This window comes from Niveispirillum sp. BGYR6, from assembly GCF_027568365.1.
Classification (GTDB): domain Bacteria; phylum Pseudomonadota; class Alphaproteobacteria; order Azospirillales; family Azospirillaceae; genus Niveispirillum.
The window spans coordinates 781,630-801,744 of record NZ_JANLNL010000001.1; the positions used below are offsets into that span (position 1 = coordinate 781,630).

General features: G+C 65.1%; 18 protein-coding genes and 1 riboswitch. Of the genes, 12 read left to right on the forward strand and 6 right to left on the reverse strand.

The annotated features are described in order from the left end of the window. Positions 1 to 57: 57 nt before the first annotated feature. The 4 genes from PCJ49_RS03305 to PCJ49_RS03320 all read right to left on the reverse strand — a co-directional run bounded on the left by PCJ49_RS03305 (position 58) and on the right by PCJ49_RS03320 (position 8,847). On the reverse strand, positions 58 to 1,281 hold the full coding sequence (locus PCJ49_RS03305; RefSeq protein WP_269909700.1) for an NAD(P)/FAD-dependent oxidoreductase: 1,224 nt from the start codon (positions 1,279 to 1,281) through the stop codon (positions 58 to 60). Between the two features lie 184 nt (positions 1,282 to 1,465). Beyond that, positions 1,466 to 2,077 (reverse strand): TetR/AcrR family transcriptional regulator, encoded by a 612-nt coding sequence (locus tag PCJ49_RS03310; protein ID WP_269909701.1) that lies wholly within the window; start codon positions 2,075 to 2,077, stop codon positions 1,466 to 1,468. 62 nt (positions 2,078 to 2,139) lie between these two features. After that, positions 2,140 to 3,762, reverse strand: coding sequence for an ABC-F family ATP-binding cassette domain-containing protein (locus tag PCJ49_RS03315; RefSeq protein ID WP_269909702.1), 1,623 nt, complete (start codon positions 3,760 to 3,762; stop codon positions 2,140 to 2,142). A gap of 159 nt (positions 3,763 to 3,921) precedes the next feature. Next, positions 3,922 to 8,847 carry a tetratricopeptide repeat protein gene (locus PCJ49_RS03320; RefSeq protein WP_269909703.1) on the reverse strand — a complete coding sequence of 1,642 codons (4,926 nt, stop codon included), beginning with the start codon at positions 8,845 to 8,847 and terminating at the stop codon, positions 3,922 to 3,924. Positions 8,848 to 9,009: 162 nt separating this feature from the next. Between PCJ49_RS03320 and pseB the strand changes: the two genes are divergently transcribed. From pseB to PCJ49_RS03335, 3 genes are all read left to right on the forward strand, one after another. Continuing rightward, positions 9,010 to 10,035 carry a UDP-N-acetylglucosamine 4,6-dehydratase (inverting) gene (pseB, locus tag PCJ49_RS03325; RefSeq protein WP_269909704.1) on the forward strand — a complete coding sequence of 342 codons (1,026 nt, stop codon included), beginning with the start codon at positions 9,010 to 9,012 and terminating at the stop codon, positions 10,033 to 10,035. Then, positions 10,032 to 11,246: a UDP-4-amino-4,6-dideoxy-N-acetyl-beta-L-altrosamine transaminase gene (gene pseC, locus PCJ49_RS03330; RefSeq protein WP_269909705.1), complete on the forward strand. Its 1,215-nt coding sequence runs from the start codon at positions 10,032 to 10,034 to the stop codon at positions 11,244 to 11,246. The genes pseB and pseC overlap by 4 nt, the downstream gene beginning before the upstream one ends. A 117-nt stretch (positions 11,247 to 11,363) precedes the next feature. Continuing rightward, positions 11,364 to 11,496: riboswitch (FMN riboswitch) on the forward strand. A gap of 77 nt (positions 11,497 to 11,573) precedes the next feature. Then, a complete protein-coding gene (locus tag PCJ49_RS03335) occupies positions 11,574 to 12,044 on the forward strand; it encodes a 6,7-dimethyl-8-ribityllumazine synthase (protein WP_269909706.1) in 471 nt (156 codons plus the stop codon). A gap of 116 nt (positions 12,045 to 12,160) precedes the next feature. Here PCJ49_RS03335 and PCJ49_RS03340 read toward each other — a convergent pair whose 3' ends face one another. Beyond that, positions 12,161 to 13,246: a TonB family protein gene (locus tag PCJ49_RS03340; protein ID WP_269909707.1), complete on the reverse strand. Its 1,086-nt coding sequence runs from the start codon at positions 13,244 to 13,246 to the stop codon at positions 12,161 to 12,163. Positions 13,247 to 13,391: 145 nt separating this feature from the next. Between PCJ49_RS03340 and pseI the strand changes: the two genes are divergently transcribed. From pseI to PCJ49_RS03385, 9 genes are read left to right on the forward strand one after another with little or no spacing between them, the layout of a single operon-like run. After that, positions 13,392 to 14,438 (forward strand): pseudaminic acid synthase, encoded by a 1,047-nt coding sequence (gene pseI, locus PCJ49_RS03345; RefSeq protein WP_269909708.1) that lies wholly within the window; start codon positions 13,392 to 13,394, stop codon positions 14,436 to 14,438. Continuing rightward, positions 14,438 to 15,202, forward strand: a complete 765-nt coding sequence (locus PCJ49_RS03350) for a glycosyltransferase family protein (protein WP_269909709.1) — start codon at positions 14,438 to 14,440, stop codon at positions 15,200 to 15,202. The genes pseI and PCJ49_RS03350 overlap by 1 nt, the downstream gene beginning before the upstream one ends. After that, complete coding sequence (locus PCJ49_RS03355) at positions 15,199 to 15,426, forward strand: phosphopantetheine-binding protein (RefSeq protein WP_269909710.1); 228 nt, start codon at positions 15,199 to 15,201, stop codon at positions 15,424 to 15,426. The genes PCJ49_RS03350 and PCJ49_RS03355 overlap by 4 nt, the downstream gene beginning before the upstream one ends. Further along, positions 15,416 to 16,261, forward strand: a complete 846-nt coding sequence (locus tag PCJ49_RS03360; RefSeq protein ID WP_269909711.1) for an alpha/beta fold hydrolase — start codon at positions 15,416 to 15,418, stop codon at positions 16,259 to 16,261. The genes PCJ49_RS03355 and PCJ49_RS03360 overlap by 11 nt, the downstream gene beginning before the upstream one ends. Next, the gene (locus PCJ49_RS03365; protein ID WP_269909712.1) at positions 16,258 to 16,512 is read left to right on the forward strand and encodes an acyl carrier protein; all 255 of its coding nucleotides are present in this window, start codon (positions 16,258 to 16,260) and stop codon (positions 16,510 to 16,512) included. The genes PCJ49_RS03360 and PCJ49_RS03365 overlap by 4 nt, the downstream gene beginning before the upstream one ends. Beyond that, complete coding sequence (locus tag PCJ49_RS03370) at positions 16,505 to 16,693, forward strand: hypothetical protein (protein WP_143270990.1); 189 nt, start codon at positions 16,505 to 16,507, stop codon at positions 16,691 to 16,693. Before PCJ49_RS03365 ends, PCJ49_RS03370 begins: the two co-directional genes overlap by 8 nt. 3 nt (positions 16,694 to 16,696) lie before the next feature. Then, the gene (locus PCJ49_RS03375) at positions 16,697 to 17,851 is read left to right on the forward strand and encodes an AMP-binding protein (RefSeq protein ID WP_269909713.1); all 1,155 of its coding nucleotides are present in this window, start codon (positions 16,697 to 16,699) and stop codon (positions 17,849 to 17,851) included. Then, on the forward strand, positions 17,848 to 18,576 hold the full coding sequence (locus PCJ49_RS03380) for an SDR family NAD(P)-dependent oxidoreductase (RefSeq protein ID WP_269909714.1): 729 nt from the start codon (positions 17,848 to 17,850) through the stop codon (positions 18,574 to 18,576). The genes PCJ49_RS03375 and PCJ49_RS03380 overlap by 4 nt, the downstream gene beginning before the upstream one ends. 19 nt (positions 18,577 to 18,595) lie before the next feature. Further along, entirely contained in the window at positions 18,596 to 19,609 is a 1,014-nt protein-coding gene (locus tag PCJ49_RS03385) for a ketoacyl-ACP synthase III (protein WP_269909715.1), read from the forward strand. A gap of 3 nt (positions 19,610 to 19,612) precedes the next feature. Here the strand turns inward: PCJ49_RS03385 and PCJ49_RS03390 are convergent, their stop codons facing one another. Continuing rightward, the gene (locus PCJ49_RS03390; protein WP_269909716.1) at positions 19,613 to 20,074 is read right to left on the reverse strand and encodes a flagellar biosynthesis repressor FlbT; all 462 of its coding nucleotides are present in this window, start codon (positions 20,072 to 20,074) and stop codon (positions 19,613 to 19,615) included. Between the last annotated feature and the right edge of the window lie 41 nt (positions 20,075 to 20,115).

Genomic DNA, 20,115 nt, shown 5'->3' on the forward strand with positions numbered 1-20,115 from the left:
ATACCACTCTGCGATATGGCAACTGCGTATAATACACTTCTCCGCAACCGCTGCCCCTTACGGGACAGCTTTGATGCGCCGGAATGGCGGAGCATCCTCGATTTCGGCAAGTTGGGACAGGATATGCCCCGGCATGGCGTCACCGACGAATTTCTGCAGCAGCGGCGTGTTGTCGAACACCCAGTCCCGCAGCGGTCGCAGCAATTTCGGCATGTGGTGGAACATGCGCCCGGTATGGAAAGCGCCCTGGCTGACCTGTGCCGTATGCGGCTTGCGGCGATCCTCAAAGCGTTGCAGCGCGCCACGGACCGCGGCCGTATCATCCAACGAAACCGCATCCAGTTCACGGGCCAGGAAGTAACCGTCCTCAATGGACATGCCGGCACCATAGGCGGCATAGGGCGAGGTTGGATGGGCCGCATCCCCAACAAGGGTGACCCGCCCCTTGGACCATTGTTTCAGTGGCGGACGGTCACGGATTTCCCAGCGCTGGAGATGGGCAACCGGGGTTGCGTCAATCAATTCCCTGACCTTCCGGGTGAACCCGGCGGCCCGCTCCCGGCTGAATGCCAGCAAATCCGCCGGGGGTGGCTGGTCGGGGTCGCAGGCTTCCAGCACCCACCATTCATATCCCCATTTCCCCTCATGCCGGATGGGGGTATAGCTGACCTGGGTGGTGCGGTTATGGGCAATCACCCCCTTGCCTTCCGGCGCACTGTTCAGAAAAAGATAGCCACCAACCAGATGCAGGCGCTGATGGCGGATCGGCTCCTCTCCCCATAATTGCTTGCGGACAAATGAATTGATCCCGTCCGCCCCAACCAGGATGTCGGCGACAAATTCCTGGCCATTGGCGAATTTAAGCCTAACCTGTCGCCCCTCATCCTGAATGCTGGTCAGATTATGGCCGAGACGCAGGACACCGGGCGGGAGCGCATCCAGCATCCGCTTGTAAAGCCCCCAGCGCAGCAGGCCGATAAACCCGCCGCCATATTCGCTCACCACCGCATCGGGCAGCACCACTTCGGCACGCTGCTTGCCATCATACCGTTCAAAGAATGTCTGACAGGGTGCGCCAAGATCATCCGTATCGACGCCGATCAGTTTCAATATCTTCTGCGGCGGCGGCCAGAGGTTCAGGATATTGCCGGCGGCCTTGATTTCCGCGGCGCGTTCAAACAGCACGACCTGAAACCCCAACCGGATCGCCGCCAGGGCGGCGGCCATGCCGCCCGGCCCGGCACCAACGATGGCAATGGTCCCCTTGATAGCGTTGCTCATCAAGCCCTCCCAGAGTTCGTTTGATTTTTATTTGACCGGTGCATTGTGGCGCACTCAATCTAATCAATGCTTAGATTGAGTGCGCCGGACTGTCAAGCGCCTTGGTACGCGCCACCCAGGCAGCATTTTTAATGCCAGCGCTTGCGGTGCTGATCGTCCCCATCACCGAGACGGGCATAAAAGCTCACCGGACGGAAGCGGCCATACCAATAATGTATTCCACGACTGAGTCCGCTATATCCTGCGACATCTCATAGGGTTTGATTATTTCTTTATTCCTGAGCATCGCAAATCCGAATAAAGTGGACCACACACTTAGAATACGCGTCGCAAAATCTTGTTCCGGTATAGTCGGAACGGCTTGCACCATTGCCTCCCTAAACAGGGCAAAGCCGCGAAGTTGCGCCTCTTTAATCAAGGGGTCGAGTTGCGGCCGGGTCAGCTCACTCTCATACATCAGGTCAAACAGCCGCGGATACTGGTGTGCGAAAAGCAGGAAGTGCCGGCTGATCGCCCTCAGCCGCTCCAGCGGATCGGAAATCACCCGCAGATTATCCGCCCCCGTCCCGCTCAATCGTTCATAGCCATCACAGGCCAGCGCCAGCAGCAAGGCGCGCCGGTCCGCGAAATGATGATAGGGGGCACCGGAGGAAACGCCGACGATACTGGCCAGCGTCCGGACCGACAGCGTATCGTGCCCATGTTCACAAACATAGGAAAAGCCGGCCTCCAGCAGATCACGCCGCAGATTCTCACGGTGGTAAGAATGGGTCGATCCAGTTTTACGTGACATCATTCGTCTCTACTTCCCGGTCCCCCTGCTCCCGGCGAGGGGTCCGCGCCGGGAGCAGGCCTTAATCAGCTATGCAGGCCGGGGGCCTCCTGCCCAGTGCTGGCGACGTACTCCGTATAGCCGCCGCCATATTGATGGATGCCATCCGGCGTCAGTTCCAGCACCCGGTTGGACAGGGCGGCCAGGAAATGCCGGTCGTGCGACACGAACAGCATGGTCCCTTCATAGGCCGCCAGGGCGGTGATCAGCATCTGTTTGGTATCGAGATCAAGATGGTTGGTCGGCTCGTCCAGCACCAGGAAATTGGGCGGGTTGAACAGCATGATTGCCATCACCAGCCGCGCCTTCTCCCCGCCGGACAGCACCCGGCAGCGCTTTTCCACATCATCGCCGGAAAAGCCGAAACAGCCGGCCAGCGCCCGCAGCGATCCCTGGCCGGCCTGCGGGAAGGCGCTTTCCAGCGCCTCGAACACGGTCTGATCACCGTCCAGCAGCTCCATCGCGTGCTGGGAGAAATAGCCCATCTTCACGCTGGCCCCGACATTGACCGTGCCGCTGTCAGGCTGGTCAACCCCGGCAATCAGCTTCAGCAAGGTCGACTTGCCGGCACCATTGACACCCATGACGCACCAGCGTTCCTTGCGGCGGATGGTGAAGTCGAAGCCCTGATAGATGGCGCGGCTGCCATAGCCCTTATGGACATTGCGCAGAACCGCCACATCCTCGCCCGAGCGCGGGGCCGGCGGGAATTCGAACATCACCGTCTGGCGACGTTTCGGCGGCTCCACCCGGTCAATCTTGTCCAGTTTCTTGACCCGGCTTTGCACTTGGGCAGCGTGGGAGGCCCGCGCCTTGAACCGTTCGATGAACTTGATTTCCTTGGCCAGCATGGCTTGCTGGCGTTCAAACTGCGCCTGCTGCTGCTTTTCGTTCAACGCCCGCTGCTGTTCATAGAAAGCATAATCGCCGGAATAGCTGGTCAGCGATCCACCATCGATTTCAATGATCTTGTTGACGATCCGGTTCATGAATTCCCGGTCGTGGGAGGTCATCAGCAGGGCACCGTCATAGGCTTTCAGAAACCCTTCCAGCCAGATCAGGCTTTCAATGTCCAGGTGGTTGCTGGGTTCGTCCAGCAGCATGGCATCGGGTTTCATCAGCAGGATGCGGCCCAGCGCCACGCGCATTTTCCAGCCGCCCGACAGGGCGCCGACATCCTTGTCCATCATTTCCTGGCTGAAGCTGAGCCCGGCCAGCACTTCGCGCGCGCGGCCCTCCAGCTCATAGCCGCCCAGCTCATCAAAGCGCGCCTGCACCTCACCATAGCGTTCGATGATCGCGTCCATCTGATCGGCCTGATCAGGGTCGGCCATGGCCTGTTCCAGGCTGGCCAGTTCCTTGGCCACCTCACTGACCGGCCCGGCGCCATCCATCACTTCCTGAACGGCGCTGCGGCCGGCCATCTCGCCGACATCCTGGCTGAAATAGCCGATGGAGACCTGCTTCTCCACCGATACCTGCCCTGTATCCGGCTGTTCTTCCCCCGTGATCATGCGGAACAAGGTGGTCTTGCCAGCGCCGTTGGGGCCAACCAGCCCCACCTTCTCCCCCCGGTTCAACGCCGCAGAAGATTCAAGGAACAGAATGCGGTGACCATTATGTTTGCTGATATTTTCAAGGCGGATCATGGGGGCCGGGGTCCAGGTGCTAAGATTGGCCCCCCTTATGCCACAAGATGCCGGATGCGACATTGTTCTGTTCGGGCAGGTGGCTGACAAAGGGGCCGGTCACCGGGTCACCCGGTACAGCGGACAGGGTAAGGCGCGGATGGATTCTTCAGCCGCTTGTTAAAGCAGTCTGGATGAGAGACGGCGCAGCAGGCTGGCGGCGGCCGTCACGGCGTGCGACGGCTGCGGGTGCAGCAGGCGCATGGCGTTGAACCAGGGGCGCACGCCAGTGCCCAGGCTGGTCCAATCCGGCCCGATCAGCCGCCAGACCGGCGTACCGACCGCCCCCGCCATCTCCCCCACCGCCGTGGGGGCGGTGATGACAAGGTCCAGCCCGGCAATCAGGGCCGCCTGCCCTTCCAGATCGTCCTTTAAATCCAGATCGGCAAAACAATACGGGCGCACGCCGGCGGTGTCCCCGGCCGCCCGCTCCACCGCTTCCAGCCCCATCTGCAGATTGACCAGGATGATGCCGGGCACGGCGGCCAGCGGCGCCATTTGCGCCATGCTGACATAGGAACTGCTGCGCGCCGCCGTCAGCCGGCTGGACCGCCAGCAGAGGCCGACCTTCAGGCCCGGCCCCAGCCCCGCCAGCCGCTCCCGCCACACCGACACCCGCGCAGCTTCGGGCCGCAGATAGGGCAGCAGCGGCTGATCCCCCAGATGTTGCCAGAGCAGACCGGCCAGATCACCCGCCGCAATCTGGCAATCGGCCTGCATCGGCCCCGACTGTACCGCCCGCACCAGCGCCCAGGGGAAGGATCGGCTGAACAGCCCCACCAGACGGGCGTCACATTCCATGATCACCTGCCCGTCCAAGGCCGCCAAAGCCGGATAAAGCGCGGCGAACAGCAGATGGTCGCCCAGCCCCTGTTCCCCCCAGACCAGCAGCCGCCGGCCGGCCAGCGGCTCCCCCTGCCAGACCGGGATGTCGCAGGCCCGGCCCTGCACCACGGCATTGGCGCGGTAGCGCGCGGCGTAACCGTCCCACCCCTTGGCCAGATCGCCCTGGCGCAAGGCCAGCATCCCGCGATTATGCCGGGCGCTGTCCAGGCCCGCATCAAGGGCCAGTGCCCGGTCGTAATGCTGCATGGAGGCCGGGCGGTCATCCATCGCCTGCGCCAACTGGCCCAGCTGGTTCCACAGTTCAGCGTCACCCGGCACCCGGCGGATGGCCTGACGCAGCGCCGCCGCCGCTTCCGGCAGGTTGCCCACCTGGCGCCGCACATCGGCCAGCCCGGCGAAATTCAGCGCCGTGTCCCCGCCCAACGCCAGCGCCCGCTGAAAATCACGGGCGGCTTCGCCCGGCCGCTCCATCTCCTTGAAAACGGTGGCGCGGTTGGCATGGCCGACGGGCCAGTCCGGCCGCAGCGCCACCGCCCGGTCATGGGCGGCCACCGCCTCGGGCAGCCGATGCTGCTGGCGCAGCATATTGCCCAGATTGGTCCAGTTTTCCGCAGAATCCGGGCGCAATACCAGGGCCTGCCGATAGGCGCCTTCCGCTGCCGCCGGGTCGTTGAGCGTCTGATGCAGGTTGCCCAGATTGCCCCAGGCGGCGGCATAATCCGGGGCCAGGGCCACCGCCCGTTCAATCAGGGGCAGGCCCTGTTCACCCTGCCCCTGCTGGTGATGCGCCAGACCCAGCAGATGCAGGGCGACGGGATGGTTCGGCTGCTGGGCCAGCACGGTGCGGTAATGCGCCATGGAACCGGCCGGATCGCCCCCGCTCTGCCGGGCAATGCCGGCGTGCAGGGACTGTTCCGGATCGGGGGCCGAACCCGCCATCAGGGCGGCCAGCCGCGCCACCACCGCCGGTACCTGCGCCGCCACCGCCGTGCGCGGCGGCACTGTCGCTATATTCATCGCGGAAAACCAGGGCCGCACGCCCGTTCCCAGCCGGGACCAGTCGCCCCGTTCCGACAGGCGCCAGACCGGCACGCCCAGCGCGCCCGCCAGTTCCCCCACCGCCGTGGGGGCCGTGATCACAAGGTCCAGCCCGGCGATCAGGGCGGCCACCCCCTCCTGATCATTCTTCATGTCCAGATCGTCCCAGCCATGCGGGCGCACCCCATGATGGCGGGCCAGCTGGTCGATCTCCTGCCTGGCATCATCATATTGCAGGTTCACCACCTGCACGCCGGGCAGCCGGAACAAGGGCAGCCAGTCGGTCAACATGGTGTAACCGCCCGCCCGGTCGCCCTTATAAAGCTGGCTGCGCCAGCACAGGCCGACGCGCAGGCCCGGTGGCAAGGCGGCCAGCCGATTCCGCCAGCGGGAAGCCAGATCGGGGCGCGGCGCCAGAAAAGCAGCCCCGTCCCACCCGGCGGGATCGGGGGCCAGCAGGCCGGGCAGGCTGCCCGCCGCCACACGCAAATCCTGATCCTCGGCCCGCCCCGCCACAAGAAAGCGCAGGCCGGGCCAGCGGCGGGCCAGCAGGGGCAGCAGACGGGGATCAGCCTCCACCGTCACCAGACCATCCAGTCTTGTGAGGTGCCCGAACAGGCTGGCGAACATGATCTCGTCCCCCAGCCCCTGTTCCCGCTGCACCAGCAGGCGGCGACCGGCCAGCCGCTCCCCCTGCCACAGCGGCAGGGGCAGGTCCGGCGTGCCCCGCACCTCCCCGCAGGCAAAGCGTTCCGCATAACCCGCCCAACCGGCGACCGGATCGCCGGCGGCCAGCTGCAGCAGGCCCAAACTGTAGCGGGCGCGCGGGTCGCCGGGGCGGATGGCCAGTGCGCGCCGCACCGCCGCCCTTGCCGCCACCGGCTGCCCGATGCTGGCATGAAGGGTGGCGAGATTGATCGCCGCTTCGGCATGGCCGGGATCGGCCGCCAGTGCCTTTTCCTGACAGGCTAGCCCCTCCGCCGTCTCCCCCAGCGCCGCCAGCCCCAACCCCAGATCGCTCCAGGCATCGGCCAGGGTCGGGTCCAAGGCCAGCGCCTGCCGGCTGGCCTCCACCGCCGCTGCCGGTTCACCCATGGCCCGCCAGGCGGTGGCCAGGGAGGCCAGGGCGCGCGGATAATCGGGCCGCAGGGCCAAAGCCCGGCGGAGTGCTGCGATGGCATCAGCCGGCCGGCGCAGTTGCGTCAGGGTCGCCCCCAGATTGGCCCAGGCCTCCGCCTGATCCGGGCGCAGTGCCAGGGACTGGCGGAAAGCGGCCGCTGCCTCCCCCAAGCGCCCCAAGGTCTTCAGGATGCTGCCGCGTGAATTATGGGCATTGGCAAAATCGGGATCGCCGGCCAGGGCCTGATCGACAAAGCCCAGGGCTTCCGCTGCCCGACCATCCTGCAACAGCACCAGCGCCAGCAGATGCGCAGCATCCACCTCCCCCGGCGCGGCGGCCAGCACAGCGCGGTACCCCGCCTCCGCCCGGCGCAGATCGCCCGCCCGGTGGGCGGCAACGCTTTCTTCCAGCGAGGGCGGCGCGGCGGGGGCCTGCACTTTCTCCACGCCGTTCCGCAAGCCCGCCAGCGCCCGCACCAGGGCCGGGATGGCGGCAGAGGCCGGGGCGCCCGGCGGGCTGGGGAACAGGCGCATGGTGCCATACCAGGGGCGCACCCCGGCGCCCAGCCGGGTCCAGTCATCGGCACTGCCAAACCGCCAGACCGGCACGCCCAGGGCCCCAGCCAGTTCCGCCACCGCCGTGCCGGCGCTGATCACCAGATCCAGCGCCCCCATCAGGGCCGCCACCCCATCCTGATCCTGCCGCAGGTCCAGCGTCGCGCCCAGCGCGTCGGGCGTGGCAAAATGCTGGCCAGCCCTGGCCAGTTCCGCCGCCGTGGCCGGCTCCGCCAGATCATATTGCAGCGGCACCCAGCAGATGCCGGGCAGTGCGAATAACGGTGCCCAATCCTGCAGCCGGCTATACATGTCCAGCCGGCCGGCGCTCAACAGCCCGCTGCGCCAGCAGAAACCGATCCGTAACTGGCCAGGGGCAAACGTTGCCAGCCGCTGGCGCCAGATGGCCACCGCATCCGCATCAGCCTTCAACCAGGGCTGACCGGTGAAACCGCCCAGATCGCGCGACAAATGCCCGGCCAGATCGCCGGCTGCCACCTGACAATCCGCCGCCACCGCCTGCCCTGCGGGCACCACCTGGATATCCGGCCGGGCGCGGGCGGCCAGCGGCGCCAACCGTGCATCCAGTTCCAGGATGATAGCGCCACCCAGCCGGGCCGGATCGGGCACGGCGCTGGCAAACATGATCTCATCCCCCAGCCCCTGTTCAGGGCGGATCAACAGCCGGCGGCCGGCCAGCGGCTCCCCCTGCCACAGCGGCAGGGGCAAGGCAGCGGCGGGGGTGCGGTGGCCGGCGCGGAACCGGTCGGCATAGAAATCCCAGCCGCTCCCCAGCCGGCCATGGGCCAGATGGTCCAAGCCCAGATTCAACCGCGCCACGGGCTGGCCGGGATCAAGCCTTGTTGCGGTCTCAAAACATTCCACCGCCGCCTGAACCTGACCATTCAGCCGCAGCAAGGTGCCCAGATTGGCATGGGCAACGGCCAGCCCGGGGGCCAGGGCGATGGCGCGGCGCTGGCACTGCTCCGCCTCCCCCACCCGGCCACATTCCAGCAGCGCCACACCCAGATTGGCCCAGCCCCCCGCCGCCGTTGGGGCCAGCGCGGTGGCGCGCCGCCCGGCGGCCACTGCATCGGCCGGGCGGCGCAGATCGATCAGCACGGCCGCCAGATTGCTCCAGCCATCGGCAAAATCCGCCTTGGCCGCCAGGGCCCGGCGGAAGGCGGCTTCCGCCTCCTTGTAGCGGCCCAGTGCCTTCAGCAGGCCGCCATAATTATTCTGGATGCTGGCCGCACCCGGCGCCTTCTCCGCCGCGGTCGCCACCAGCGCCAGCCCTTCCGCCTGTTCCCCCCCCTGCCACAGGGCCAGCCCCAGCAAATGGCTGGCCTGCAAGTCGCCCGGCCGTTGCCCCAGATAAGACCGGTAGTGCCGAATGGCCCCGGCCGCATCGCCCGCCTGATGCAGGGCAATTGCCCGGTCCAGCAGGGCAGCCGGCGAGTCGGCTTTCACATTGTTTTTCGGGTCCATTCCGGGTCCGGTTCAGTGTCGGCCGTGGCGGGAACGGCAGTCTAGCCCAGCCCCAAGCCCCACACCAACCCCGCATTGACCGGAAATGCTTAACCCGGCTGGATAAACTGGTTAGACTCTCCCCCGACTCCACCGCCCGCCACGCCCATGGAAGCGCCCGGCATGATCGCCACCGCCAGCAGCCCCGCCGCCCTGTTCAAGGGTGCGTCCATCATGATCACCGGGGGGACCGGTTCGTTCGGCCGGCGCTTTGCCCGCTATCTGCTGACCCAGACCCAGCCGCGCCGGCTGGTCATCTTCTCCCGCGATGAGTTCAAGCAATATGAGATGCAGCAGCAATTCGCCGATCTGGATAATCGCGATGTGCTGCGCTTTTTCATCGGCGATGTACGCGACCAGCAGCGGCTGGACATGGCGATGCGGGAAATCGACTATGTTGTCCACGCCGCTGCGCTGAAACATGTGCCGACGGCCGAATATAATCCGCTGGAATGTATCCGCACCAATATCAACGGCGCGGAAAATGTCGTGCACGCCGCGATTTACAACAAGGTGAAGCGCGTGGTGGCGCTGTCCACCGACAAGGCGGCCAGCCCGATCAACCTTTATGGTGCCTCCAAACTGGCATCGGACAAGATTTTCGTTGCCTCCAACAACCTGTCCGGCTCCGTCGGCACCCGCTTTTGCGCCGTGCGCTATGGCAATGTGGTGGGGTCACGCGGCAGTGTGGTGCCCTTCTTCCGCAAGCTGGTGGATGAGGGGGCGACGCATCTGCCCATCACGGATGAGCGGATGACCCGCTTCTGGATCACCCTGGACAAGGGGGTTGAATTCGTCGCCTCCTGCTTCGGCATGATGCAGGGGGGGGAGATTTTCGTGCCCAAAATCCCTTCCATGCGGATCGTCGATCTGGCGCTCACCATGGCCCCCGCTTTGCCGCATAAGGTGGTGGGCATCCGGCCGGGCGAAAAGCTGCACGAGATCATGATCACCGAGGATGATGCCCGCCAGACCGTGGAACTGCCGGATCGTTACGTGATCGAACCAGCCTTCAACTGGTGGGACCGTGCGCCCTATACCAAACAGGGGGCGGTGCCGGTGCCGGATGGTTTCTCCTACCGATCCGATACGAATCCGGAATGGTTGACGCCGGAGACGTTGCGCCCGCTGCTGGAACGGCCGGCATGAGCGGTGGTTTCATTCCGTATGGAAAACAATATCTGGATGAAGCGGATATTGAGGCCGTCACCCAGGTTCTGCGGGGGGACTGGCTGACCCAGGGGCCGCAGGTCGGCTGGTTTGAACTGGCCTTTGCCGCAAAGGTGGGGGCCAGACATGCCATTGCCTGCGCCAATGGTACGGCGGCGCTGCATCTGGCCCTGTTGGCCCTGGGCATCGGGCCGGGGGATGCGGTGGTCGTGCCCAGTATCACCTTTCTGGCCAGTGCCAATGCCGCCCGCTATGTCGGGGCGGAGGTGGCCTTTGCCGATGTGGACCCGCAAACCGGCTTGATGCGCCGGGCCGATGCAGAAGCAGCCATCGCGCGGGCGGCGGCACAGGGCTGGCGGGTGCGCACCATCATTCCGGTGCATCTGGCCGGCCAGCCCGCCGAGATGGCGGGGCTGGCCGATCTCGCCGCCGAACGCGGGCTGGCACTGGTCGAGGATGCCTGCCACGCCATCGGCACCCGGCTGCCCGGCGGGGATGGGGCCATGGTGGAAGTGGGCGCCTGTGACCGTGCCGCCATGGCCTGCTTCTCCTTCCACCCGGTAAAGACCCTGGCCACCGGTGAAGGCGGCATGGTGACCACCAACGACGATGCGCTGGCCGCAAGGCTGCGCCGGCTGGTCAGCCATGGCATGGTGCGCGATGCCAGCGCCTTTCAGGATGGGGCGGCCGCCACCGGGGCCGATGGCAAGCCCAACCCCTGGTATTATGAAATGCCGGAGATCGGTTTCAATTACCGGATGACCGATATCCAGGCCGCCCTCGGCCGCTCCCAATTGGACAAGCTGGCGCATTTCCTGACCGCGCGGCGCAGGCTGGTGGCGCTTTATGACGCCGCCTTTGCCCCCCTGGCCCCCCGCCTGCTGCCGGTGGCGCGGGTGGCAGGGGCGGAACCGGGCTGGCATCTCTATCCCGTGCGGCTGGATTTTGCTGCCCTCGGGCTGGATCGCAGCGCCTTCATGGCCCGGCTGCGGGCGCTGGGGATTGGGTCGCAGGTGCATTACATCCCCGTGCATCGCCAGCCCTATTACCAGCAACGTTACGGCGCGCTGGAACTAGCCGGGGCGGCGGGCTGGTATGATCAATGCCTCTCGCTGCCGCTCTATGCCGGCATGTCGCTGGCCGATCTGGATCGGGTGGTGGCAGCCGTCAGCGGCATAATACTGGACTAATTCCTACCATGTTGATCGGGAAATTTTTCGTTCCCACAACGGACATCTGTTGTTTGGATATTGCGCCTGCCGGCACTTCCTGCTATCGCGGCATCAGCGGCATCCAGTCCGGGTGTCGCCGTCTCTCAGGGCGGGGTGAAAGTCCCCACCGGCGGTACAGCCCGCGAGCGCCCGGCCACCCGGCCGGGGTCCAGCAGATCCGGTGAAATTCCGGGGCCGACGGTTACAGTCCGGATGAAAGAGGACCGGCAATGCCAGGGGGCGGCCCAGAGGGGCCGGGCCCTGACGCTGCCGCCATGCCCTGATTCTGGTCCAGAAAGGAAGACCATGAATCAGTTCCATTTTTCCCCCACTACCCGCATCGCCTTCATCCAATCCTGCTGGCACCGCGATATTGTCGATAATGCACGCGACAGTTTCCTGGCCAGCATCGGCGATCTGGGCATTCCCGCCGGCAATGTCGACCTGTTCGAGGTGCCGGGCGCCTTTGAAATCCCCCTGCACGCGCTGAAACTGGCCCGCAGCGGGCGCTATGCCGGCATCGTCGCTGCCGGATTCGTGGTCGATGGCGGCATCTATCGGCATGATTTCGTGGCATCGGCCGTGATCGACGGCTTGATGCGCGTGCAACTGGATACCGGTGTACCGGTATTTTCCGCCGTGCTGACGCCGCATCATTTCCACGAACATGATGTGCATACCAGCTTCTTCCGCGACCATTTCGTGAAGAAGGGCCAGGAAGCAGCCGTGGCCTGCGTCAGCACCGTGGCGGCACTGGCAAAGCTGCCGCAGCCCTGACCCATCCATTGCGGCCCCCTTTCCACAGAAAGGGGGCCCTTTCGACTGATACCAATCCGCCGGATGGCAGCGCCCGGCGCGTGAGGGAACACGAAATCTCCCTGGATCGGTCACGATCAAGGGGGATTGGTATAAGAAGGCGCCTTTTCATCCACCAGGGTGAAACGGGCCCCCGGTTCCCCGGTCACGCGGATGCTGCATGATTGCCAGCTTGCTGGAATGGTCCAGGTCACATTGGGCTTGGGCTCCATCTTTGCCTTTTTACTTTGGCAAACGATTTCCACCAGGGACAGATTTCCCGCTATGCCATCAAGCGAAATGGTGCGGTGGAGTGGTTTATATTCCCAGGTTGGTACGCGACCGCAGACATATTCCGGGCAGTCGCGGGGAATTTGTCCCTCCACATCCCATATCGGCTCCTCCGCGCTGGCGGCTTTCAGTTTCGCCAGCACCTCTTTCAACTCATCATCCCCTTCCCGCTGGCCCAGATCGGGGATCTGATCGGCCGTCAGTCCCGCTGCGACGACATGCAGAGATAACATCTCCATGCGCAATTTCATGCGGTCGAGACGGCTCTGATCGGACGGCTCCATATAAGTCTTCAAATGTCCCGTCTGGTTGAGATAGAGGCGCGCCGTTTCGTGGTTGCCGCGGCGTGCCTGCAGCACTGCCCGACTCCACATCAGATGCGCGATTTCATACAAGGTCCGACAGTCTTTTTCAGCCTTGTCCAACGCGGCGGACGCCGCATCGAACTGCTTGGCATCAATCAATTCCCCAAATTCCCGCATCTGGGTGCGGACGCGGGGGCTTCCCCCCTTTTCCATATCGTCAATACTGAAGAAAAATGACCTGACAAAATCGACCTGATCGATCGCCACGCCATCTTGCTTTGCCGGTTCCACCTTACAATTCGCCAGCCATTCCAGGGCGGCCGCGCCATAATTCTTGCCACCAAAGGCACTGATGACTTCCGGATCCACCACGGTTCCATCTTTTTTGACAGTAAAGCGTAAATTGACCCAGCCCTCCCTCTCCTGCCGAAGATCATTCATGCCAAAGGCACGCGCACCACAGGGCGAGATTATCTTTGGCGGTATGTAGTTAACCACCTGCGGGCGGCTGGTCTCCTGCGCGATCGCCGGAAGGCCGCAAATCGATGCAACCAGGATGGCCCACATCATTAATTCGAAACGTCGCATCGTCCCATCCTGCCTGTTTAATGCCAGCTTTCTACAACCCCGCCGTAAAACCTGGAAACACAAAAGTGGTTCCCTCCCGGCCTTGCCCTTCCACCTCACCCCATGCGGATGATATTAAAGGAAAACCCCTGCCGGACATCCGCCCATGACCGAATTTCCCGCCCGTTTCACCCCAGGCCAGAAGCCGTTCCTGATTGCGGAACTGTCGGGCAACCATAAGGGGGATATCGACCGCGCGCGACGGATGATCGATGCCGCCAAGGCGGCGGGTGCCGATGCGGTGAAGCTGCAAACCTACACCGCCGATACCATCACGCTGGATGTCGACCGGCCGGAATTCCGCCTGGAGGGTGGGCTATGGGCCGGGCGCACGCTGTATGAGCTGTATCAGGAGGCCCATACGCCGTGGGACTGGCACCCCGCCCTGTTCGCCCATGCCGCCGCGATCGGCATTCCCATTTTCTCCAGCCCGTTTGACCCCACCGCCATCGACCTGCTGGAAAGCCTGGGCGCGCCCGCCTACAAGATCGCCAGTTTTGAACTGATCGACCTGCCGCTGATCGAAAAGGCCGCGCGAACCGGCAAGCCGCTGATCATGTCCACCGGCATGGCATCCCTGGGGGAGGTGGCGGAGGCGGTGGCCGCCGCGCGGGTGGCCGGCAACGATAATATCTGTCTGTTGCACTGCGTCTCCGGCTACCCCACCCCGGTGGAAGATTGCGATCTGCGCACCATCCCGCATCTCGCCCAGGCCTTCGATGTCGCCGCCGGCCTGTCGGACCACACCATGGGTGTCGCCGTACCGGTGGCCGCTGTCGCACTAGGGGCGGTGGTGATCGAAAAACATTTCACGCTGGCCCGCGCCGATGGCGGGCCAGATGCCGCCTTTTCCCTGGAACCGGCGGAATTTCGCGCCATGGCCGATGCCTGTGCCGCCGCCCATGCCGCGTTGGGCAGTATCTCCTATGCCCTGAAACCCAGCGAGGCGGGGGGGCGCAGCTTCCGCCGCTCCCTCTATGTCACCGCCGATGTCGCGGCGGGGGAGGTGCTGACGGGGGCTAATGTGCGATCCGTCCGCCCCGGCCTGGGCCTGCCGCCCAAACACTTGCCCGATGTGCTGGGCCGCGTTGCGGCGCGTAACCTGACGCGCGGCGAACCGCTGGACTGGTCCATGCTGGGGCCGAAGGGCTGATGGCCGCCCAGCCTCGCATCGTTGGCATCACCCAGGCACGGCTGGGCTCCACCCGGCTGCCGGGCAAGGTGCTGCTGCCGGCCGCCGGCCGCTCCCTGCTGGCCTGGCAGGTGGGGCGGCTGCAGCGTTGCCGCCGGCTGGATGGGCTGATGGTGGCCACCAGCGACCTGCCCGCCGATGATGCCCTGGCCGACCATGCCGCCGGCCTGGGTGTGCCGGTGTTCCGGGGCAGTGAAACCGATGTGCTGGATCGTTTCTACCGGGCAGCCCTTGCCGGGGGGGCAGATATCGTGCTGCGCTTCACCGCTGACTGCCCGCTGATCGACCCGGCGCTGGTGGATGATCTGGTCGATTATTTTCAAGGCCAGCCGCTGGATTATGCCGGCATCGATGTATCCCGCTATCCGCGCGGGCTCGATGCGGAAATCACCCGCCTGGATGCGCTGGAAACCGCCTGGAAAGAGGCCAAGGCCGATTTTGAGCGCGAACATGTCATGCCCTTCCTCTGGCGCCGGCCCGAACGCTTCCGCCTGGGCCTGTTGACCCGGCCCGACATCGTGGGTGACGGAGAAACGCCATGGCGCTGGTGCGTGGATACAGCGGGCGATTACGCCCTGGTATGCCGCTTGCTGGAGACGCTGTCAGCCACCCGCCCGGATTTCGGCTGGCAGGATGCCGACACGCTGATGCGGACCCATCCGGAATGGGTGGCGCTGAACCGCGATGTGGTGCAGAAAACCCTGCCCGCTGAAGGAGAAGAATGATGAACCGTGCCGATTTCCTGAACGCCCTGGACGAAATGCTGGAACTGGACCCCGGTACCCTGACCGGGGAAGAGGCGCTGGAAAGCCTGGATAGCTGGGACAGCCTGGCCGTGATCAGCTTCATCGCGCTCGTCGATGAACATTTCGACAAGGTGGTGGCCGGCGAGGATCTGGCCAAGGCCAAGACCATCAACGACCTGCTGGCGCTGGCCGGTGTCGCCTGATACGCCCCTGCCCACCCCCGGCGAAACCGGGCGCAGCCGTGGTGGAATGCGCCCGCGCCGACACAAGGTGATGCTGGATGACGGCCCCGCCTCCTGGCTGGAAACAGAACAGGGCGGCGGGGTGCCGCTGGTGCTGCTGCACGGCCTGGGCGGGGATGCGCTGACCTGGCAATTCAACGTCACGGCCTTTGCCGGCGGCGAACGCAAGGTGCTGGCGCTGGATTTGCCGGGCCATGGTACCTCCACCCTGGATGTCGGCGGGGCGCGGGTGTGCGATCTGGCCGATTGGGTGGAAAACCTGTTGGATCAGCGGGGCCTGGGCCGGGTTGATCTGGTGGGCCATTCGCTGGGTGCGCGGGTGGCGCTGGATCTGGCCCACCGGCCCGGCCGGGTACGCCGCGCCAGCCTGCTGGCCTGTGCCGGGCTGGGCAGCGATCTGGATTATGGTTTCCTGGACCGGCTGGCCGGGGCGGCGGATATTACACAGGCTCGCGCCGTGGCCGCCGCCCTGTTTGCCCAACCCGACCAGTTGGTGGAGCCGCTGGCCCGCGCGCTGGCCCTGCGCATGGCGGACGCGGCGGCACGGCAGGCGGTGGCCGCCATTCTGGCCGCCAACCGCGCCGATCTGGGCGAAAAGCTGGTGGCGCGCGACTGGGCGCCGCCGGGCGTAGCGCTGCAACTGATCTGGGGGGCAGAAGATCGTATTGTGCCGCCGCCGGCGGCAGAGCTGATCCCCACCCGCATCCCACTGCATCTGTTGCAAGGCGCTGGCCATATGCCACATGTGGAAGCGGCCAGCCGTGTCAATGAACTGGTTCGGAGTTTCCATGCATGAGTGAGCGTCACGCGGAATTACTGGCCCTGATCGCGCAGGAGACCAACCGCATCCTGACGGAAAAGGGGGAAGCGGCAGTGGCCATCACGGCCGACACCGCCTTTCTGGACGGCCCCCTGCCCTTTGATTCACTGGATCTGGCCACGCTGATCGTGGCGCTGGAAGGCCTGACGGGCAAAGACCCGTTCCGCAGCGGGTTCCGCCAGTTCACCAATGCCGGCGAATTGGCGGCGCTTTACGCCGATGCCTGACTGGATGCCCGGACCGGGCGGCATGGTCGGCGGGGCCGTGCTGCTCTATCTGTTGCTGCTGGCCCGCAGCGCCTGGAAACAGGGGGAGTTCAAGCAATTCCTCTGGGGGCTGCTCATCGTTATTGGCATCATCGGCATCATTGGCGGCGTGATCTGGGGCTGGATCGCGCTGAAAGGATAGGACATGGCCGCTCCCCCCGCCCCGCCCTGGCTGCACCCCGATGCCCGCCTGCTTCAGGATGGGCAGGTACTGGACAGCGCCGGCCTGTTGGCGTTGGCTGGGACCATCCGACGGGATGGCGAAAAGCCCCTGGCGGTGCAGGGGCGGGATATCGGCCAGGTGGCAGCCCACCTGATCGCCGCCTGGCAGCAGGCCTGTCCGCTGGCCCTGCTGCGCGGCGGGCTGCCGGCCCCTGATACCACCGGCGAAAGCGGTGCCGTGCTGCTGTTGGAAAGCTCTGGTACCACTGGCACGCCCAAACGCGTTGCCAAGCCGCTTTCCCAGGTGCTGGCCGGCATCGGCAAGGCGGGGGACAGCGGCGGCGGGCGCTGGCTATTGACCTATGATGCCGGTGGCTTTGCCGGGCTGCAGGTGCTGCTGACGGTGCTGATCGGCGGCGGTACGCTGCTGGCCGCAACCGGGGCCGACCTGCCCACCCTGGCGCGGCTGGCCGTGGCTGAACGCGTGACACACCTCTCATCCACCCCCAGTTTCTGGCGCGGCCTGTTGTTAAGCGGCCAGCGCCCGCCGCTGGCCGCCATCACCCTGGGCGGGGAAGCCGCAGACCAGCCATTGCTAGATGCGCTGGCCAACCAGTTCCCACAGGCCCGCACCCGGCATATCTATGCCAGCACCGAACAGGGCCGCCTGTTCAGCGTGGCCGATGGCAAAGCGGGCTTCCCCGCCCGGTGGCTGGAACAGCCCCCCGCCGGCTGTCCGCCGCTGACCATCCGGGGTGGCACGCTGCATGTCGGTGATGCCGACACGGGTGACCGGGTGATGCTGGCCGGGGACCGGGTGATGTTCCAGGGTCGGGCGGACCTGACCATCAATGTCGGCGGCACGAAGGTTGATCCGCTGCTGGCGGAAGCGTGCTTGCTAGCCCTGCCAGGCGTGCGTGATGCCGTGGTCTATGCCATCCCCAGCCCGATCACCGGTCAATTGCTGGCCGCCGATCTGCTATTATCACCGGAACTGGCGGCGGGGGACTGGCGGGCGGCGGTGGCGCGCACCCTGGCCGATCTGCCACCGCCGGCCCGGCCGCGCCGGTTGCGGCTGGTGGATCACATTGCCCTGCTGCCATCGGGTAAGAAGCGACGCATCGCGGAGGAAGCATGAAGCGCCATGTCATCGTCACCGGCGGCAGCCGGGGGCTGGGCCTTGCCATCGTGACGGCGCTGCTGGATGCGGGATATCGCGTATCGACATGCAGCCGCACCCAGGGCGATGCCCTGCCCGCCTTGCTGGAACGGGCCGGCGGCGACCTGTTCTGGCAACAGGCGGATATTGGCGACAGTGACAGCACCGACCGCTTCATCCAGGCGGCCGTTGCCCGGTTTGGCGTGCCCTGGGGGCTGGTGAACAATGCCGGCATCGCCCGCGATGGCATTCTGGCCACCCTGCCGCTGGTGGAGGTGGATCGGCTGATCCAGACCAACCTGACCGGTTCCATCCAGATGGCGCGCGGGGTGCTGCGACAGATGCTGGGCCGGGCCGGCGGCGGGCGGATCATCAATATTTCCTCCATCATCGGCCAGCGCGGCTATACGGGCCTTGCCGCCTATGCCGCCACCAAGGCCGGGCTGGATGGCTTGACCCGCGCCCTGGCGCGGGAGGTGGGGCGGCGGCAGATCACCGTCAACAGCGTGGCGCCGGGCTATCTGGACACGGAAATGTCGGGTACCCTGTCGGCAGGGCAGCGTGAGCAGATCGTGCGCCGCACGCCGCTGGGCCGGCTGGGCACGGCGGCGGATGTGGTGCCGCTGATTCTGTTCCTGCTGGGCGATGCGGCCGGTTTCATCACTGGCCAGACGCTGACCGTCGATGGCGGGATCGGTTGCTGAATAGAGGGGCGCACACATCATGGCGCAGGCGCGCATCCAGGGCATCGCGTTGCGCGGCATCATCTCCGCCCTGCCCGCCCCCACACAGGATGTCAGCGATCTGGCCCGGCGGTTCGGGGTGGAACAGGCGGAACGCATTGCCGCCGCCACCGGCATTCATTGCCGCCATATTGCCCGGCCCGACCAATGCCTGTCCGATCTGGCTTTGCCTGCCGCGCGGGCGTTGCTGGCCGGGCTGGGTTGGGCGGCGGACAGCATCGACCTGCTGATTGTGGTGACGCAGACGCCGGACCATCCGCTGCCCGCCACCGCCTGCCTGTTGCAGAACGCGCTGGGTTTGGGCCGGCATTGCGCGGCCTTTGATATGGGGCTGGGCTGTTCCGGCTATATCTATGGGTTGTGGAATGTCGCCAGCCTGCTGGCCGGCATGGGGCGGGGCCGCGCCCTGCTGGTGGCCGGCGACATTACCAGCCGCACGCTGGATGCCGATGACCGCAGCACCGCCCCGCTGTTCGGCGATGCCGCCACGGTGACGGCGCTGGAATATGATCCGGCTGCCGGGGAACTGGTGGTGGATTTGGGCACGGACGGGGCCGGTGCCCCCTATCTGATCAAACAGCAGGGCGGCCAGCGCTGCCCGGACGGGCCGCCCCTGTTCATGGATGGCACCCAGGTTTTCGCCTTCACCCTGCGGGAAGTGCCCAAGGCCATCGCCGCCACCTTGGCAGCGGCGGGGCTGACCATGGCCCAGATCGACCATGTGGTGCTGCATCAGGCCAATGAGATGATGCTGAAACGGCTGGGCCAGAAGATCGGCGCGACCACCGATCAACTGGTGCTGGCCCTGCGGGACCGGGGCAATACCAGCTCGGCCAGCATTCCGCTGGCCATCAGCGATACGCTGGGCGACCGGTTGGCCAAAATCCCCAGCCGCCTGCTGTTGAGCGGTTTTGGTGTCGGCTGGTCCTGGGGTACAGCCGTATGGAATTTAGGCCCGCTGAAAGGCCCCTGCCGTACCCTGATACTGGATTGATCCCTACTCCGCCGTTTCCGTTGACGGCTTGCGCCGAACCCTGGTGACGATCACCGGCGGGCGCGGGGCTTTTTCGGCCGGACCTGCTGAGGCATTCACCGGTGCATCGCCGAACAGACGACGGCAAATCTTCAAGGCACGATAATAATTCCCCTCACGAACCAAAGCCTCAATATCATTAAACAATTCAGACTCAGCCGGGTGGGTCAGGCGCGCATCTTCCAGAATAAGACCGAATTTCACCAGATTAAGCTGCGCATCTTCGGGAAAAATATAAATAAGCTGAATGATGAAATAGAGTTTCTTTTCAATCGTATCGCAATTTTCCTCCTTCATGATCTCACGACCACGCAGGAAATTGACCTTGTTATAGAAAAATAACGAGACGGGATGATCACCGATACCGATCACGGCACCATTGACGATCAGCTTTTCACCCGGACGCAAAACAAGTTTCAGTGGCACGATATGAATCCCAGCACAATGTCAGGGCGCGACCATTGGAC

Bases quoted from the DNA above. Each gene is read 5' to 3' on its own strand.
- PCJ49_RS03375 (WP_269909713.1), top strand. From the start codon at position 16,697: ATGGCCGCTCCCCCCGCCCCGCCCTGGCTGCACCCCGATGCCCGCCTG.
- pseC (WP_269909705.1), top strand. From the start codon at position 10,032: ATGAGCGGTGGTTTCATTCCGTATGGAAAACAATATCTGGATGAAGCG.
- PCJ49_RS03350 (WP_269909709.1), top strand. From the start codon at position 14,438: ATGGCCGCCCAGCCTCGCATCGTTGGCATCACCCAGGCACGGCTGGGC.
- PCJ49_RS03385 (WP_269909715.1), top strand. From the start codon at position 18,596: ATGGCGCAGGCGCGCATCCAGGGCATCGCGTTGCGCGGCATCATCTCC.
- PCJ49_RS03365 (WP_269909712.1), top strand. From the start codon at position 16,258: ATGAGTGAGCGTCACGCGGAATTACTGGCCCTGATCGCGCAGGAGACC.
- pseI (WP_269909708.1), top strand. From the start codon at position 13,392: ATGACCGAATTTCCCGCCCGTTTCACCCCAGGCCAGAAGCCGTTCCTG.
- PCJ49_RS03355 (WP_269909710.1), top strand. From the start codon at position 15,199: ATGATGAACCGTGCCGATTTCCTGAACGCCCTGGACGAAATGCTGGAA.
- PCJ49_RS03315 (WP_269909702.1), bottom strand. From the start codon at position 3,762: ATGATCCGCCTTGAAAATATCAGCAAACATAATGGTCACCGCATTCTG.
- PCJ49_RS03320 (WP_269909703.1), bottom strand. From the start codon at position 8,847: ATGGACCCGAAAAACAATGTGAAAGCCGACTCGCCGGCTGCCCTGCTG.
- PCJ49_RS03380 (WP_269909714.1), top strand. From the start codon at position 17,848: ATGAAGCGCCATGTCATCGTCACCGGCGGCAGCCGGGGGCTGGGCCTT.
- PCJ49_RS03305 (WP_269909700.1), bottom strand. From the start codon at position 1,281: ATGAGCAACGCTATCAAGGGGACCATTGCCATCGTTGGTGCCGGGCCG.
- PCJ49_RS03370 (WP_143270990.1), top strand. From the start codon at position 16,505: ATGCCTGACTGGATGCCCGGACCGGGCGGCATGGTCGGCGGGGCCGTG.
- PCJ49_RS03340 (WP_269909707.1), bottom strand. From the start codon at position 13,246: ATGCGACGTTTCGAATTAATGATGTGGGCCATCCTGGTTGCATCGATT.
- pseB (WP_269909704.1), top strand. From the start codon at position 9,010: ATGATCGCCACCGCCAGCAGCCCCGCCGCCCTGTTCAAGGGTGCGTCC.
- PCJ49_RS03335 (WP_269909706.1), top strand. From the start codon at position 11,574: ATGAATCAGTTCCATTTTTCCCCCACTACCCGCATCGCCTTCATCCAA.
- PCJ49_RS03310 (WP_269909701.1), bottom strand. From the start codon at position 2,077: ATGATGTCACGTAAAACTGGATCGACCCATTCTTACCACCGTGAGAAT.